14 protein-coding genes and 1 pseudogene are annotated in these 16,807 nt (G+C 47.1%); 8 read left to right on the top strand and 7 right to left on the bottom strand.

Annotation, left to right across the window (positions count from 1 at the left end; all coding sequences use genetic code 11):
* Positions 1 to 42: 42 nt before the first annotated feature.
* Together P0078_RS17305 and P0078_RS17300 are read left to right on the top strand one after the other, a co-directional pair.
* Positions 43 to 267 carry a hypothetical protein gene (locus P0078_RS17305; RefSeq protein ID WP_282931161.1) on the top strand — a complete coding sequence of 75 codons (225 nt, stop codon included), beginning with the start codon at positions 43 to 45 and terminating at the stop codon, positions 265 to 267.
* Between the two features lie 520 nt (positions 268 to 787).
* The gene (locus P0078_RS17300; protein WP_282931160.1) at positions 788 to 1,861 is read left to right on the top strand and encodes a hypothetical protein; all 1,074 of its coding nucleotides are present in this window, start codon (positions 788 to 790) and stop codon (positions 1,859 to 1,861) included.
* 163 nt (positions 1,862 to 2,024) lie between these two features.
* Here P0078_RS17300 and P0078_RS17295 read toward each other — a convergent pair whose 3' ends face one another.
* On the bottom strand, positions 2,025 to 3,101 hold the full coding sequence (locus P0078_RS17295) for an MBL fold metallo-hydrolase (RefSeq protein ID WP_282931159.1): 1,077 nt from the start codon (positions 3,099 to 3,101) through the stop codon (positions 2,025 to 2,027).
* A 138-nt stretch (positions 3,102 to 3,239) separates the two neighbouring features.
* Here P0078_RS17295 and P0078_RS17290 point away from each other — a divergent pair, with 138 nt between their 5' ends.
* Entirely contained in the window at positions 3,240 to 3,845 is a 606-nt protein-coding gene (locus P0078_RS17290) for a TetR/AcrR family transcriptional regulator (RefSeq protein ID WP_282934634.1), read from the top strand.
* Positions 3,846 to 3,934: 89 nt separating this feature from the next.
* Here P0078_RS17290 and gbpA read toward each other — a convergent pair whose 3' ends face one another.
* From gbpA to P0078_RS17265, 5 genes and pseudogenes are all read right to left on the bottom strand, one after another.
* Complete coding sequence (gene gbpA, locus P0078_RS17285) at positions 3,935 to 5,587, bottom strand: N-acetylglucosamine-binding protein GbpA (RefSeq protein WP_282931158.1); 1,653 nt, start codon at positions 5,585 to 5,587, stop codon at positions 3,935 to 3,937.
* Between the two features lie 782 nt (positions 5,588 to 6,369).
* Entirely contained in the window at positions 6,370 to 7,197 is an 828-nt protein-coding gene (locus tag P0078_RS17280; protein WP_282931157.1) for a DUF417 family protein, read from the bottom strand.
* Positions 7,198 to 7,352: 155 nt separating this feature from the next.
* Positions 7,353 to 7,721, bottom strand: coding sequence for a cupredoxin domain-containing protein (locus P0078_RS17275; RefSeq protein ID WP_282931156.1), 369 nt, complete (start codon positions 7,719 to 7,721; stop codon positions 7,353 to 7,355).
* Positions 7,722 to 9,964 (bottom strand): annotated as a pseudogene (locus tag P0078_RS17270) (heavy metal translocating P-type ATPase).
* Positions 9,965 to 9,985: 21 nt separating this feature from the next.
* Positions 9,986 to 10,171 (bottom strand): hypothetical protein, encoded by a 186-nt coding sequence (locus P0078_RS17265; protein WP_282931155.1) that lies wholly within the window; start codon positions 10,169 to 10,171, stop codon positions 9,986 to 9,988.
* On the opposite strand from P0078_RS17265, the gene P0078_RS17260 reads away from it, so the two are divergent.
* From P0078_RS17260 to P0078_RS17240, 5 genes are all read left to right on the top strand, one after another.
* Positions 10,165 to 11,472, top strand: a complete 1,308-nt coding sequence (locus P0078_RS17260; protein WP_108734619.1) for a DnaT-like ssDNA-binding domain-containing protein — start codon at positions 10,165 to 10,167, stop codon at positions 11,470 to 11,472. The two genes, P0078_RS17265 and P0078_RS17260, sit on opposite strands and share 7 nt — an antisense overlap.
* On the top strand, positions 11,384 to 12,049 hold the full coding sequence (locus P0078_RS17255) for a replication protein P (protein WP_108734620.1): 666 nt from the start codon (positions 11,384 to 11,386) through the stop codon (positions 12,047 to 12,049). Before P0078_RS17260 ends, P0078_RS17255 begins: the two co-directional genes overlap by 89 nt.
* Before the next feature lie 142 nt (positions 12,050 to 12,191).
* The gene (locus P0078_RS17250; RefSeq protein WP_282931154.1) at positions 12,192 to 12,902 is read left to right on the top strand and encodes an outer membrane beta-barrel protein; all 711 of its coding nucleotides are present in this window, start codon (positions 12,192 to 12,194) and stop codon (positions 12,900 to 12,902) included.
* A 218-nt stretch (positions 12,903 to 13,120) separates the two neighbouring features.
* Positions 13,121 to 13,831 carry an outer membrane beta-barrel protein gene (locus P0078_RS17245; protein WP_282931153.1) on the top strand — a complete coding sequence of 237 codons (711 nt, stop codon included), beginning with the start codon at positions 13,121 to 13,123 and terminating at the stop codon, positions 13,829 to 13,831.
* 591 nt (positions 13,832 to 14,422) lie between these two features.
* Complete coding sequence (locus P0078_RS17240) at positions 14,423 to 14,860, top strand: VanZ family protein (protein ID WP_282931152.1); 438 nt, start codon at positions 14,423 to 14,425, stop codon at positions 14,858 to 14,860.
* Here the strand turns inward: P0078_RS17240 and P0078_RS17235 are convergent.
* The gene (locus tag P0078_RS17235) at positions 14,838 to 16,718 is read right to left on the bottom strand and encodes a phytase (protein ID WP_282931151.1); all 1,881 of its coding nucleotides are present in this window, start codon (positions 16,716 to 16,718) and stop codon (positions 14,838 to 14,840) included. The genes P0078_RS17240 and P0078_RS17235 overlap by 23 nt on opposite strands.
* Positions 16,719 to 16,807: the final 89 nt, after the last annotated feature.

The raw sequence follows: 16,807 nt of genomic DNA, 5'->3' as shown, positions 1-16,807 counted from the left end.
TTAAAAATCGTATTTACTAAAAATAAAAGGAGATAAATATATATGGATTTCACCAGTGCTTTTCAATATAAAAAATGGGCCAACTTAGAGCTATTATCAGCTGGAGAAAAGCAACTTCATCTTCTACCCAAGGAAGGTGCGAGCTTCTTTATCCGTATACTCAATCATACTGCGGTGGTCGACAGTCTGTTTATCAGCCGCATTACCGAAACACAGGAGCTGTTTTCTTCAGATAACACAATTGAGACACCTACGATTCCTGGCTAATCAACTTCTCTCGAAAAACAACGTTATGTGATCTTGAGAGAATAATTAATTTTCAATTTACGGACGGGGATTCCGGGCAACTATCAATCCAGGAAATGTTGTTTTAGAGAACAAAAGGAAAAAATAATGCAGATTGTGATAAAATACTAATTTTAGCAGTTATCTGATTTTCCCAGGTACCTCTTTACAGGTTGCCACACAAAAGGACAAGAACAACCAACCCTCATATGTTAACATGTTTAGTGTTGTAATAACGCATAAAAAATGCATGCCCAGTCAAGCAAATCAAGCTGACTGGTTAAATCGTACCAATATTGAATATATTACTGAAAGGGAAAACCTTTTGAAAGATCAATAAAATAAAGCTAATTTAATAAAGACTATAGACTGCCAAGCTACTATAGTTTACATATCAACATATAGTATCAAACGACATTCTAACCTAGCTATTCACACAAAAAGCAAACCCCAAATAAAACTTAGATAGAGCATCATATTGAGCAATAAAAGGAGTTTATCGATGAAACACTTTCAAATTTTATCTATTTGTACTTGTTTTTTGACTGCAATCTCAAGTTCTCTAGTGGCAGAAGAAGTAGAACCCACCCCGGCAATGGATTTAAAAGAACCTCCAATGGTGATAATCCATGGGCCTGTATCTATCCCCCTCTATGCTGACCCAGGAAATGTTGTTCCTGATCATCTAGAAGCATTTGGCTTCTACCAGTCAGGATGGGAAAAAGACGACATTCCTGATGCTGCAACATTGTCAACTTTTGTCAATATTGACTATGGAAAGGTTGACACATATATGGATATTGCTAAAAGCAGTGGTACCAAAGTCTGGATATCACTTCAATCAATTTTCTTTAGTGGTTATGATGACGGCTATAAAAAGAACAGTGATTATTATGAACGTTGGTTAGAAGCCAAGGAAAAGCTAAAACCTTACGAAGACATGATCTATGCATTTGACCCTCTTGACGAGCCATACCATCGCTCAGACTTGAGCAATAATGAATTAAAGGTGTACTTGGAAGAAATCGGACTTCTACTTAAAGCAGACTTCCCCAACGCACGCAGAGGAATAACTTTCACAAAAGATACCGTCGGGGAAATGAAGGATGAGTACAATTCCTGCTACTATGACGATGACTATGACTATCTAACTGATGACGATCCATACAATGACTCTTTAGCCTCTTATTGCCTCAAAGCCCCAGAACCCCCCAATAATTATGATATGTTTGGCGCAGATTACTACAAGCATAAAAATTTTCAGTCCGATGTTGTTAACGACCTTATGTATGCAACACAAGACATGGATGTAAAATACCACATAGTACCCCGCGCATTTAAAACCGACAGCCCAAGCTATAGTGTCATGACGGAAGAGGAGTTAGTTCTCCGTGCTTGGGATGCTTATGATTTTGCTGCAAGTAATGAAAAAATTGTAACAATCTTTCCCTTTGTCTGGCGCACAGCTGGGAATAATGAACATGATGAGTACAGTTATTATGGTGTAAAAACTCTGCCACTTGTAAGATCACAGTATGAGATTCTTGGAAAAGCAGTTGCAATGTTTAGAGACTAAAAGGAAATAATATTTTCCAGGACGTCTACTTCTGAATAAAAAATTGGGGTTACCGGAACTTAACTCTGGTAACCCTATGCTTAGCAATTTAAATTACACCCAACCTGAGCCACAAACCACAATACATTTGCCCCCTCCTTCGAATATAAACTTCAAATCCGAGCTATTTAGTCACTAGGTTTAAATTATCAGCTGCCCTCACCTCATCTTTCCACCAGGCCTTTGTTGTGGTGGGAGATCGCAGACGAACAACCTCTCCAATGATAGGCGTTACCAAAGTGACACCCTGGTCTTTGGCTGCCGCCTGTGCGCGCTCCAGGGGTTCATACCAATCGTGTAGGGCAAGATCAAAAGTACTGTTGTGGATAGGTAACATTGCTCGCCCTCCAAGATCGAGATGTGCCTGTACACTCTCTTCGGGCAACATATGAACCGAGCTCCAAAGCTTGTTGTAAGCACCCGTTTCCATCAGTGTCAGGTCGAACGGACCAAATCGCTCACCAATTTCACGAAAGCCACTAAAATAGCCACTGTCACCGCTAAAAAACATACGGCCCTCGCGCCCTTCAATTACCCAGCTGGCCCACAGTGTTGAGTCTTTATCCGTGAGTCCACGCCCGGAAAAATGTTGAGCCGGGGTCGCGGTAAAGTGCAAACTGCCCAGGGCAAACGATTCCCACCAGGCCAACTCCTCAATTTTTTCGGCCGGAATTCCCCAATTACGCAAACGACTCCCCACCCCGGTAGGAACGACAAATTGCTCTACTTTATCCTTCAGTGCGCGAATACTATTTTTGTCTAAATGATCATAGTGATCATGGCTGATAACGACCGCTTTAATCGAAGGCAAGTCTCGAATATCTATGGGCAATGGATGAAAGCGCTTTGGGCCCAGCCACTGAACCGGGGATGCCCGCTTGCTAAATACCGGATCTGTCAAAACATACTGATCATCCATTCGAATCAGTACTGTGGAGTGCCCAACGCGATATACGGCACTCTCAGCGACAGGGGCTGCCAGCTCTGCGGCGGGAATCTGCCGCAATGGAATTGGCTTCACCGGTGCGGGGGCTGCACGATCCGCCTTAATGTAGGCGCCAATCATCTCAACTATACCGCCACTACTGACTTTGTAGTCCATATCACTGTTGCGGAACTTCTCGGGTTGATTTGTACAGCTACCAAAGAGACTTACCGACATAACAATCACTCCTGCCAGAATCCACCAGCGCTTCTTCATTTCACTTACCATGTAAACTATACAGTGCAGTGTATAAACTAACTATATAAAAGTAAACTATATAGTGTAAAATTTGCGTAAGAAGTAACTCGCCGGCAATGGAATCCCCCGGCCCAGATTTCACAGAGATACCCATGACTGAAAAAACCAACCAGAAGTGAGCTGAAACGCCAAGCTATTATTGATGCCGCCAAGCAGGCTTTTCAGGAGCTGGGGGTGCAGGGCACGAGTATGGACGAGCTGGCAGCCCGAGCTCAGGTATCAAAACGCACCGTGTACAACCACTTCTCCAGTAAAGAAGCCCTGGTGATGTATTTGATCGGTGAACTCTGGCAGCAAGCCACCCAGCCCTCCGGTTGTGACTACAACCCAGATAGTGATATGCAGTCACAACTCCGTACACTGTTAGAGCAGGAAATAAAAACGATCTGCAACCCGCAGTATATTGAGCTTAACCGCATGGCCTTCGACTACTTCTTCCACCAGCCAGAAGCACTACAGAAGGAAATGGAAAAATATAAGGCCCATGAAACCGGGGTGCAGCGCTGGATTAAATCTGCCGTAGCTGATGGGCGACTAAAGTCTCTCGACATAGAGGTCGCCAGTGGGCAGATTCACAACCTGATTAAGGGTGGTTGCTACTGGCCTCAGTTACTCCAACTCTCCGGCCCACCGAGTTCCGTCGAGCAAGAGACACTGGCCAAGCGCACCGCAGCGATGTTTTTAAGTTATTACCAAGCTTAAATCGCTTCCCTAAAAGGCCATTTATTACCAACTAGTTTACCTATAAAAAAGGCCCCAAAAGGGGCCTTTTTTATTTTATCGGGAACAAATTACAGTCTTTCCCAGAGTATTTCCCAGTTCCCGCCAACACCTGGCTCGAACTGTACTGCACCTCTTTTTACTTCCTTACAATAGTGGGAGTAAGCAGAGTCCTTACATTCGTAGACATTACCGTCACGGCCCAGAACTTTGGTGCCCGCAGCATAGTTTCTATGACCTCTAGGGAAGACATAATCGTAATCCTGATCACTCGAAGATTGATCATCGTCATTGGAGCTATCATCATCTCCGTTCGAAGTATCGTCGTCCCCGTTCGAAGTATCGTCGTCTCCATTGGAGGTGTCGTCATCGCCGTTGGAGCTATCGTCACCCCCATTGGAAGTATCGTCATCCCCATTCGAGGAGTCATCATCACCAGAGGTATCTTCAACCAGGTAGAAGTTCAGAGTGTTTTGATCAACCATGTTGCCATCGCGGTCTTTTACCACCACTACAACCATATGGTGCCCTGCTACAGTCTCTGAAAGGGTCAAGCTAGTACTGGCAGTATCACCATCATCAATGTTATTGCTATAGCTTGCTAAAGTATCACCGCCATGATTCACCACTGTAACCTCAACGCTGACATCTCCCGTTGCACTGAGAGCCAAGTCTAGAGAAATAGCACCACCGGTAATTGTATATTCACTTTCAAGGCCACTTACCGTTACTTCATAGCTGGGTTCTTCTTCGCTCAACTCGTAACCGATCTCGACATTTTCCAGGCCACTGCCATCTTTCAGATAAATTCGGTTGATACCGTACAGAGGTTCAAAACTATTATCACCATCAAAATCACCGGCACGGATATCGGTCTGCTCTGCATTAATCAACTCAGCCAAATCGTGTGACCAGTTTTCAGCGATGCCCTGCTCTTCGGAGGCAATTTCCAAAACAGTGCTGTAAGATGAGTTTTCACCTGAGCCATCAAATACGCGGGTATATACTTTATCGCCAACGTTCAAGTCCTGCGTCGGATTGATGGTACCCGCAGCGCTCCACTCGGTATTAGTGACATTATCGCCATCGAACTCTACATCGATAACATTGTAGAAAGCGTTAACCGTATCACCCACATCCCAAACAGCCAGAATTACATGATAGCCCTCGCGATCCGGCACCTGACACTCATGAGTTGTATTTACATCTGGCTGTTCATAATTGCCATCTATCTCACAGAATGGATCGAGATCAAATTGATCACGAGTCAAGACTGAATTCGGATTCCAATCTTCTTTAGTAATATAGTATTTCCAATCACGAGTTACATGATTGGCGGTGAAGTACCATTTAAAGGTTTGCCAACCGGAGCTAATATAATTTTTTACCCAGCGATCTGATGTCTGTTCATTAAGCTCAGACCAGGCACTGCTTCCTCCACTGGCAATCTGCCCATCGGCAGGGCCGCTATCGGGAAAGCCTTCAGGACCTTCAATACTCTGAGGTTCCCACTGAACTGCACCGCAATTCAAGTTCATTTCACCGGTATCTAATGCGTATTTACACAAAGTACCGCGCGCAGAAGCTACACCACCGTCAGCGGCCTCAACATAACCATGACTGAAAGCATTAGAACTGACACCGGCTAATACCACTGCCATTAATGTGCGATTGACTATCGGTTGTTTAAATACGGATGCTAATTTTTTCTTACGTAGAATCATATCTCTGCCCATTTATTACTTTGCGTTCAACTTCCTTCCCCAGCTGAACACAAATTTTTACTTTTAGAGGATGTAAATCCTGCAACGCTAGCGACAGAGTTATGGACCGCCACTAACTGGCACGGTTCCTATTATTTTTATAATTTAGACAAACAACCTTTAGTGTGTCACCGAAAGATAAGTCCAGCTTTTAATAAATACCATTCCATTAAAAGTTCCATATACACACAAAAATAAAAATACAAATAATGACAAAACAACTTCTTGCAAAATATAAAAATGACAATCTAAAACAAAGAAAGACCACATTATCGGAACTTTACTACAACACAATATCAATATGCAGCACCTTTGATGGAACTTTATTCCAGCAAAAGTAATCAGGTACAAACCCGAAAATAACGTTTATGAAAATATAAAAACGAAATATGGAAGAACTATGAATTTCACACTTAAATCCTCCCGAAACTCAATATGAAATTTTAACCAACACCACCTATCGCTTATCGGCAAAAACTCAGTGTATCCAAGATAAAATAGAAATAGAAAAATCTGGAAAACAACGGCCAACACATCTTCTATAGCAAAGTAAGCAGAGGGCTTTGTAATAACAATTAAAGATATGAGTTATTTTTTAAGCTTTCACCTCACTGAATTCATACCGGCCAGATCTCCCAGAGCCCACAGAAAATTCTACCTTTCCATAACTTACAAATAGTATCCCCAATGTATCAAAGCTGGCATTCTGGGGGCCTCAGAACAACTCTTTGACCCCATCAGTTTTAAGATTTAATCATGGAGTTTCTAAAGCCCAAGATTAATATCAGGTTTGCGATAAACCACAGATCTTTAATAATAAAAATACCGCTGGAGCTAAGTTGCCAGGGAGCGACCCAACTGCCTGGATAGGAGTAGAGGAAGGTCTGGGTTGTTATAAATACTGCGGCACAAAGCAATAGTCCCGGCCAAAACAGCTGCCGGATATAAATACCCAAGGCGAGGATAGCCAGCGCAATCAAGTCATATATGCCGATAAGATTTGAGGCCACCTGCACGCTAAATACACTGTATAACCACGACATCAGTGGCGAAGTGCTTACCAGACCTTCAATCCCCTCAGCCTCAAGCGCTGTGAATTTCATCCCACCAATCCAGAGTAATACCAAGCCGACAGGGAAATAATTGAGCCATATCAACTTTAGTGGACTCAACGAATCCCGATACAACCAGGTAATACCCAAGGTTAACAGGGCAAAGTACTTAATTATCCCCTGTCCTGAGCCAATTGCAGGAAAGCCGCCCAGGGAGTCGATCCAATGGCCGCGGCCAAGAAGACTCAGTAGGGGCACTAGCGATATTAAAATCAGAAGGATTGCCAGGGGCTTAACAACCCGCTCAAAGCGAAGGGCGAGTGCCCCCAAAATAGCGGCGACTGAAAAAATAATGGCAGTCAGTATACGTATAAAGGAAAGCACCTCCTCATTAGTGACACCGTAGAATTCAAATACGCGCTTGATACCACCCCATTGGCCGGAAAAAAGCGCCACCGCAATAAGCGCAAAGGCGATGGCCACCAGGGCGAAGGGAAGTTTTCGAAGAAGGAATGACATTTGTTGACGACCTCTTAACAAATTAGAGCTTAGTCACCAGCCTGACCAGAGCCCCCCTCTCCATACAGGTGAAAGGCGGCTCTGGGGTATTGGTTAAATCTATGTCGTCTTGGCCCGGGGAATTATTACACCCCCATAGAGAATCACATTTACTGTTACTCCAGTATCAATGTGCCCCGATACATTTGCATCTGGCAGTTGAACGGGTATTCACCCGGCTCGGCTTTTGGTATTTCCACCAAGGTATCCTGGTTCAGGGCAAGCTGAGCGCTGACTTCCAAGTCTGGAAACAATACCCACTCGGAGCAGGGACTTGGGTCCTCCCGGTGAAAATGCAAAGTCGCTGTGCGACCGGCGGGCAGGCGGATAAGATCCGGTTCGTAAACTCCATCCTTAACCAGAATCTGTAAATTATCCGTGCTCGGCGTCGCCTTACTGGCACTTCTTTTTGGCCCCAACCAAAACCACCAGATAACAGCCAGAATCATCAGCACACCGACGATATTTACGAGAACTTCAGCCATTTAGCGAGCCTCCGATGGTTTAAAGAAGCGCAGGCGGTTGGCATTACTGACCACCGTCAGGGAGGAAAGCGCCATAGCACCACCGGCAACAATGGGGCTCAGTAACATACCCGTAATCGGGTAGAGGACACCGGCGGCGATGGGAATACCCAGAGTGTTATAAATAAAAGCTCCAAACAGGTTTTGCTTGATGTTGTGCAAAGTGGCCCGGGACAACTCCACGGCATTGGCGACCCCGTGCAGGGAGGAGCGCATTAGGGTGACATCGGCGCTCTCAATAGCAACATCGGTACCGGCACCTATCGCAAAGCCCACATCGGCCCGCGCCAGGGCCGGGGCATCGTTAATCCCGTCACCCACCATACCCACTCGCTCACCTTTTTTTGCAATTCAGCGACGATCCCCTCTTTATCTTCCGGCAATAGCTCTGCGTGAACGCGATCGATACCCAGCTGCCGGGCAACCGCTTCAGCACTGCCGTGATTGTCCCCGGTAAGCATTTCAATGCGTAAACCCAGTTTGCCCAGTCGCTCGATTGCAGCTTGCGCATCAGCGCGAATCGGATCGGCTACGGCAATAATCCCCCGCAACTTGCCGTCCACGGCGGCGTACATCACCGTGCGCCCCGCCGCAGCCAACGTGGCTGCCCGCTCATTCCAGGCGTCCAGGGAAATGGCTTCCTTTTGCATTAACTTGGTATTCCCCAACAGCACGCGACTGCCACCAATATCACCACTCACACCGTGAGCTGTGATGGCTTCAAAGTTGGCTGGAGACTGCAATTCAAGGTTTTTATCGTGAGCTGCCGTCACTATGGCTTCGGCCAAGGGGTGCTCTGAGCCCTGCTCCAGGCTCGCTACCAAACGCAGCAGTTCATCGCTGTCGCCATCACTATCGATATCTGTCAGACGCGGAGAACCCTCGGTGAGAGTCCCGGTTTTATCCACAACCAGGACATCCAAGGTGCAGGATTGTTGCAGGGCCTTGCCGTTGCGCACCAGTACACCGTACTCAGCACCTTTGCCCACCCCCACCATAACCGACATGGGAGTCGCCAAACCCAAGGCACAGGGGCAGGCGATAATCAGCACCGAAGTCAGTACCACCAGCATATGGGCAACCCGAGGATCGGGTCCCAAGTTGAACCAAACCAGTGCGGCCACCAGGGCAATAATCATCACCACTGGCACAAAGATGCCGGAAATCTTGTCCGCCAAACGCGCGATAGGTACTCGGGAGCTCTGGGCATTCTTTACCATCTCGATAATCTGCGCGAGACGGGTGTCGGAACCCACTTTATCTGCGCGAAACAACAGGCTGCCATTTTTATTCAGGGTGCCGGCGGCGAGGCTGTCACCCTCCGCCTTTTTCACCGGCACTGGTTCCCCGGTGAGCATGGATTCATCTACCAGGCTGCGCCCTTCAAGCACAGTGCCATCCACCGGAATTTTCTCGCCGGGGCGGACGCGCAGCTGGTCTCCCTGCTGCACCTGCTCGATAGGCAGATCCACCTCTCGGCCATCCCTCAATACCCGCGCAGACGTATCCTGGAGCTCCAGCAGCTTCTCCACTGCGGCACTAGTGCGCCCGCGCGCCCGAATCTCCAGTGCCTGGCCGAGGCTGATCAGGCCAATAATCATGGCACTGGCCTCGAAGTACACATGTCGTGCCGCTTCCGGTAAGAGATGGGGAACCAATACCACGATCATAGAAAAGAGCCAGGCCGTTCCCGTGCCCAGGGCCACCAGCGTATCCATAGTGGCATTGTGGTGACGCAGTGCCTTCCAGGCACCACTGAAGAAGTTGCCGCCACAGAAGACCAGCACCGCCAGGGTAATCAGCCCCATGACACCCCAGGCCAGCTGCTCCGCAGGGGTATTCACCGATACCTTGTCGGTGATCAGCCCCCAGGCCATCATTGGCACGCCCACGCCCAAAGCAAATGCCGAGCGCCACAACTGCTGGCGGTAGTGCCGCTGTGTCTGCTCCCGCTGTTCCGCGCGCTGCTCTCGTTCACTACTTCGCAGGAGTTCAGCGCCGTAGCCCGCGCCTCGGACGGCTTCGATACAGGATTCAGCCTCCGCCGGGCCGTATACCGACAGGATTTTATCGGACAGGTTTACCCGGGCATCAGTCACCCCGGCTACGGCCTTAACCGCAGTCTCAATTTTGTTGATACAACCGGCACAATTGACTCCACTCAAACGGAACACCGTTGGCGCAGATTGTTGCTCCTTCGTCATCTTGCTCTCCCGCAACACCAATTACAGCGACAAAGTTACAACCTTACCGCTAGGGGAAGGCAACAGTTGGCAGCGCACCGTCTGCCGAAATTTCGCAGTCAATTCATCCTTCAGCTTAGTGGTTGGCACCAGGGGCAGGAAAAGGCTGAGGATTCGCCAATGATCGCGCATGCGATGCGACGGAATGTTATTATCGCGCCATGACACATCCCCTGCTTCCCGAAAGACCCCTGAGTATCTCTCCTTCTCTGGCTGCCACTGTCGGCCTGGAGGAAGCTGTGCTGCTCACTGCACTTGGCGACCTGGCTCCATTCCTTCCCCTGGAGCCCTACGGAGGTCGGGATTGGTATACCGCCGAGGGGGAGCAGCTATATCTGCTGCTGCCCTTCTGGCAGGCGGCGGATATCCAGCGGGTAGCCACCAGCTTGCGCAACCAGGGTGCCCTTCTGCTGGGGGCGGCACCATTCGGCAGTAGCGAGATTCTGAAGTTCGCCCTGCCCGGTGAGTACAAGCGCCCGGTGGCAACACCCCCTACCCCATCCAACCGCAATGCCAACACCATTGCCCCCAGTTGGCAGCCGGATAGTGAAACCATGGCGCGTATCGCCCAGTTGGGTATTCCCGAGCACTTTGTAAGGGAGCAACTGCCGGAGTTTGTCACTTACTGGCGCGAGCGCGCCGAGCCCCGCCACTCCTTTGGCTCCCTATTCCTGCGCCAGGTTAAAAGCAAGTGGGAGGCTTTTCGCGCAACTGCTCAGCGCAAACAGCCACTGCCCAACGGCTGGCAACCCAGCGATGAGACCCTGCGCAAGCTGGCAGACGAGGGAGTCCCCAGCACTTTTGTCGGTCGCGGCCTACAGCGCTTTCTCGATTACCACCGCTCCAGTGGCAAGCAGTCCATTTCCTGGGATTTGGAATTCAATGACTGGATTATGGAAGACTGGGAAAAGCAGGACACGCCATTTATCGAAAAGCGCAAGCCCACTGCTATGTCCCGCGACTGGCAGCCCAGCGAGCACACCTGGGAGCAGTTGCAGCGCCTGGCCATCAATCCGCGCTTTGCTGCCGAATTGCTGCCGGAATTCATTTATAAATGGACCGAGCGCGGTGGCCACAGTGCCCGCTGGGGTGAACTGTTTATCGAGTATGCGCGGGAAGAGTGGGCCTATTACTGCCAGGGTATTGAGAAAAACCCGGTGGCCAAACCCATCTCCCGCAACTGGCAGCCCAGTGGTGACTGCCTGAGTCATTTGATGAACCAATGCGAGATAGATCGCGACTTCGCTCTATCCCTGGTTCCGGAATTTATTATTTACTGGCGCGGTCAAAATGCCGCACGTAAAAGCTGGGACGCCGTATTTGTGCGTCACGCGCGCCACCAGTGGGCGGAGCGCAACAAACTGGCAATAGGAAACTCTTATGGCAATCCACAAGACTCCCACAACAACACCAACCAGCGCACCCGCGACCGGTCAATCGGCGACATACTCACAGACACAAACTGGTAGTGAACAGGGCCAGGAACTGCTGAACGAAAAGAAGCGCGCAATCAATGAAGTATTTGCGCTGTTTAAACTGAATTATCACAATCAGTTCAGCGCAGCGTTTCCAGACACTGAAACCCTTCACCACGCCAAGCGCCTCTGGCTGGAGGCCCTGCTTGCTTTCGCTCCCCAGGATATTATGCAGGGTGCCAAGCGAGCGATCCTGCAAAGCGAGTACCTGCCCACCGTACATAAAATGCTGCAGCTGTGCGCCGCTGGGGAGAATGGTTTACCGGAAGCACGCGCCGCCTATCGCGAAGCCTGCAATGCCCCCAGCCCCAAAACCAATTACAACTGGAGCCACTTAGCGATCTATCACGCAGGGCGGGAATCCAACTGGTTTTTTCTTGCCAATAACCCCGAGTCTATCGCCTACCCGGTCTTTGCTGAGCACTATCGAAAAATATGTGAACGAGTCCTGGGGGGAGAAAAACTAACCGCTCCAGAGCAATTAAAGCTGGAGGAAAACCCCGGCTCACCACTTTCCAAGGAAGAAAATTCGAAAAGACTCTCGGAGATGCGAGCAAAGCTTGGCATTTAGAAATTAACAGCCAACTGCTTACTCTGACTTTGAATACAGGGCCTGATACCTAAAGGCCCTCACGCCAATGACTTGTGAAGTAAAAGCCCTGATCTAGCTTTACTGTGCTTGAAATAAAAATAAACAAAGCACAGGACAGATCATGAATAATTTTAAGACCACCGTAAAAACAAGTTTGTTTTCCAGCCTTATATTCACTTTCGCTACAAATACCAGCGCTGACTTTGCCAACAGGAAATATATTGGGGCTACCCTCGGTGAAACCTCTTATCCTCAATTTTGCTCATCTGCAAACCCCCGGATAAAATCACAGATTCCTCAAGGATCTACAGACGGACGTTTTCATTGCAATAGTAGCGGCAGTACGATTAAGTTTTATGGCGGCTTGCGTTGGAACAGATACCTCGCCCTTGAAATCAGCTATCTAAAACCTTCAGCTGCGCAAAGCAGCTTTTATACCAATAATGAAAATGGAGAGTATGCAAAGGCTGCATACCAGGTTGAGACACATTTATTGACCGCCTTTTTATTGGGTTTTTATCCTGTTAACTCCAATATAAATATGTTTGCCAGAGTCGGGGCTGGAGCTTGGAGAGGAAAATTATCAGAGCAACAATCCGCTCAATTTTATATCCCCCAGCAATTATCCAATGGACAATTCACGGCACAACTTCAGACGTTCGATAAAGACAAGTCCCAAAACCACAAAGGCCCTCACTGGGGAGTTGGGGTCGGCATGAATTATATCTATAGGAATCACTGGATTTGGAGACTGGAGTGGGAGAAACTGGAGCCCACTGGAGTAGACTTCAATGCAGAAACACTATCACTGGGTTTAGGGCGGCTTTTTTGAATTTTGTTAATTGACACCTATAACTTTATACAAATTAAATAGAGTTCCCGCGAACTATTACTGGGAACTCTATCTTTAGGCGCCGAATCCAGTTAATAGAGTAGGTCCTACCTTCGATCAATCTAAAAGACGTTATTATTTTGGTGGTTGCCTTAATCAAATTTCACTCTAAAATCATCTTCAGCGGTCCCCCCATATAAGCTAAACAAGGTCAAACCATGAACCGCTTTAGCCCCCTATTCATTATTTTTCTACTTTCCTTGCCTGCCCTTACTTGCGCCGATTTCTACTCACACAAATATGCTGGTATCTCTTTCGGTAACCAGCATGCCAATAACTTGTGTAGCGAAGCAGAAAAGCGTGTTCAACAAATTAGCACCAGCTTAGATCAAGTGGATCTCAGTCGGTGTGATGATAAAAATAACGCCTGGAAACTATTTGCAGGAATTCGATGGACACCTTACCTGGCAATTGAAGCCAGCTATCAAAATTTCAATAAGTACCAGCTGGATACCCATATCTCATATGGGGATGGTGAATATTTAAACTATTTCTCTGATTTTGATAGCCAGCTTTTCAATATATTTTCCCTGGCGTATCTTCCCCTGGGAGAGTCATTTAGCTTATTCGGGAAACTTGGCACCGGCATCTGGTACGCGGAAACCAATGAGATTCAGAAGGGTGAAGTTTTTATCCTATACCAGCTTGAAGATGGCAGTTTAATAGAACAATTAACTCCTGTCAGAGGTGAATTAACCGATAGCAGCAATGGATTCCACTGGGCATATGGTGCTGGTGTTAACTATAGCTACAGGGGCAAGTGGAGCCTACGGATAGAGTGGGAACAGTTTTCAAAAATTGGGGGCGATACGTTTCTGGATGAAATAGATAGTGAAGCTATCACCATGGGGTGGAGTATGCATTTTTAATGATAAAACCCTGTTAAATACTGATAGAACTCCTCTCCATAAACAGCCATTAACTAACACATTCCAAAATGAACAACAAAAAGAATAAAATACTGAATGAAAAAGATCTGGAGGAATACCAAGAAGACTATCGAGCGAAAATAGATTATGAAAACACGCTAAAAGAAACCAAAAAAACTCATTCAATTATATACATTACAATAGTTTCTATACTATTAATTTATTCAATCTTCGTTTCGAGAAGCTCTAGGCAGCCAGACAATTTTCAATGGACCATTCTTATAGTGTTTGTGCTGTTAATATTCGGAACAAAAAAACAGCTAGAGCAAGAAAAACTTGAAAACCCACCTATTTGCACCGACTGTAAGAAAAACATGGAGCCCTATGAGTTTCGATCTAAAAGTAAATCACTAGATATTAATGGTATCGCCTACCTATGTAGGGACTGTAAGTCGAAAATAATTGATACTGAGCCATCACATTCTGGCTAATTCACATAGCCAAATGGCCTATCTTTCCGATCCAATTAGATATCTATAAAATCAATAGTCAAGCTTCACAAGATTAGACGAAACAGTATCAATAAGTATTATGTCAAGATTTCTCAAGGCTTCAGCCCTACTGTTTTTTCTCTTTATTCTTTGGATTGTATATCTAGCCAATACCGGATCGAGTAGTATATTTTTTGACCTTGTCCGTGCTATCCCCTATGGCGATAAACTAGGCCATATCGCCTTGTTTGGTACTTTTGGTCTTATCCTGATACCTGCCACCCGCGCCACTTATTTTAAGCTCGGCTTTATTAGAATTTACTATGGTGCTATCGCAGTGCTTGGCTTTGCCCTGATTGAAGAGATAAGCCAGGCATTTGTTCGCTCAAGGACTTTTGACTTACTTGATCTGGCCGCCGATATCGTTGGAGTGATACTTGCGAGCTCTCTGATTTATCTGGTTCAGAGAGCCCGCAATATTAACAATTTAAGCCAGCCTGAAAACCCCGATACCGCTAGTGAGACAACAGACGATTGATATCCCTCCAATCAACCAATTTAAAATTCTGGGCTGCGCTGGGCATTCGGTTGCGCCCATCCTGAACAACTAACAAACCTTGCGGATATTCCGCACCCAGAGCTGAACTGGTAACGGCCAAACCATCGGTTTCCGAAGTGCCATCCACACCTAGCTGGGGATTCATACCAACCCGAAAATGGGTAATAAATTCATTCCCACTACGGCTGAATAGTGCATAGCTATCATTACCTTGACTGGATATCACTAGAAAGCCCTTGTCGCCATCCTGATAAAGTGCCAATCCCTCTATATCTGCCACCAGCTTTTCACCATCCACTTCTGCCACCAACTCTGGAGAGGCCTCTGATAAGGACTTTAGGTCCAGTCGCCAAATCCCCCGGTCTTCCTCAGCAAAAAACAGGGTTCCGAACTGGTCATCCACAACACAGCCTTCAACCTGTCCATAGTCATCAAGCTGGATACCCTGCTCAATCTCAAACTCATTGGAGGACTCAGAGACATTGATCTTGAGCTGATGCAAGCTGGCCTCCTTGTCAGAAACCCAGGCATAAAGTCCACTATCGTCCTGTTGCAGGCACAAGCCATAGGGATCACGAAGCCCTATACCCCGGTATCCAAGATACCCCACCTCGCCCGTTATACTGATAGAAAATAGATCCAAACCGGGATTAGTACGATTAGAGGCAACGGCAATCGCATCGATATCGGGGTGGGAAATTTTACGGATATCAACATTATTAACCCTGCCTACCGGAAAGTGCTGTTTTAAGCCGCCTGATAGATGATAGATATTGAGCCCCTTTTTTTTATCTGTAGCAAAAATCAGGCTGTTTGCCGGCGAATGAGGGTTCACCCAAATGGCGGGATCATCGGCAGCATCCCCATAAGAGTGAACGGGGTCAGTTTGTCCCCTGGCGGCAATAGTGGGAATAATCTCAAGCGGATTATCTGTAACTCTGGTCAGTTTGGTATTTATCGGGAAATAGGTTATTTCACTCTGCTTATCATTTAACACGGCCAACCTATCACCAAAAACTGCTATAGAGGCAGGACTTTCTGCAGGCAATGTCCAAGAGTGGTCGGGCATACCACTTCCTGACAAGTCGAAAGCCTGTACTCCCTGTTCCACAGCAATCCAGATTTGGTCCTGCTGATAACCCAATCGCAAGCTGCCGAAATCATCACCGAGCCGTTTCGCCGAGATTAAAAGCTCACGCTCCTCATCTCGCTCTGCATCGGCATTCAATGCCAATATCCCTACAGGCGGCTGTGATACCAGTAATCGCCCCCGACGGTTATCCACGCTACAACTATTAACCTCCTCCCCCAAATATATTGGGCGGATCTCGGTAAAGTCCCAGTGCCCACCGCTGGGAGAAAGCAGGTACTCAAACCCCAGTCCGTCCTCTCCAATGGCAAACAGGTGATCTCTTCCTGCTTGTAGTGAAAAACAGAGTGCGCTCACAGGCTTAGCATTCTCAAGCTTTCCTAAAAGTTGAAGCCGCAAATCATCGTTTAGATCAGTAAATAATTGATATAGATGTAATTGCGCTTCCTGCTTTTCGTAAGCCGCCACCAGGTAGCTACCATCTTCCTTTGGCTGAATTGCAAGTGCCTCTACTCTGGCATCATTTTGAACTTGTATTTTTGCGGACTCATCTACAAGCACCAGCCCCTTATATTTACTAGATAGCAACAAGTATTGCTGCTCAGGGAAACCGACCAACTGAATCTGTTCAGCTATCACACCCTTTAAAGAGATGATATTTTGCGAAGATAATCTTTGACTATCCTTTTCAAGATCACATCCGAGTAATATAAGGCAGGACAAAACACCCACTATTGAAAAACGCATAATAAAACCTGCTTAGGATTTACCGGTAACTGACAGAAAATATTATTTTTATAAAAAACAAAGCCCCACAATATTGCAGGGGCTTTATC

It is taken from the genome of Microbulbifer sp. VAAF005, assembly GCF_030012985.1.
Taxonomy (GTDB): Bacteria; Pseudomonadota; Gammaproteobacteria; order Pseudomonadales; family Cellvibrionaceae; genus Microbulbifer.
This window is presented reverse-complemented; position numbering and strand designations above follow the sequence as displayed.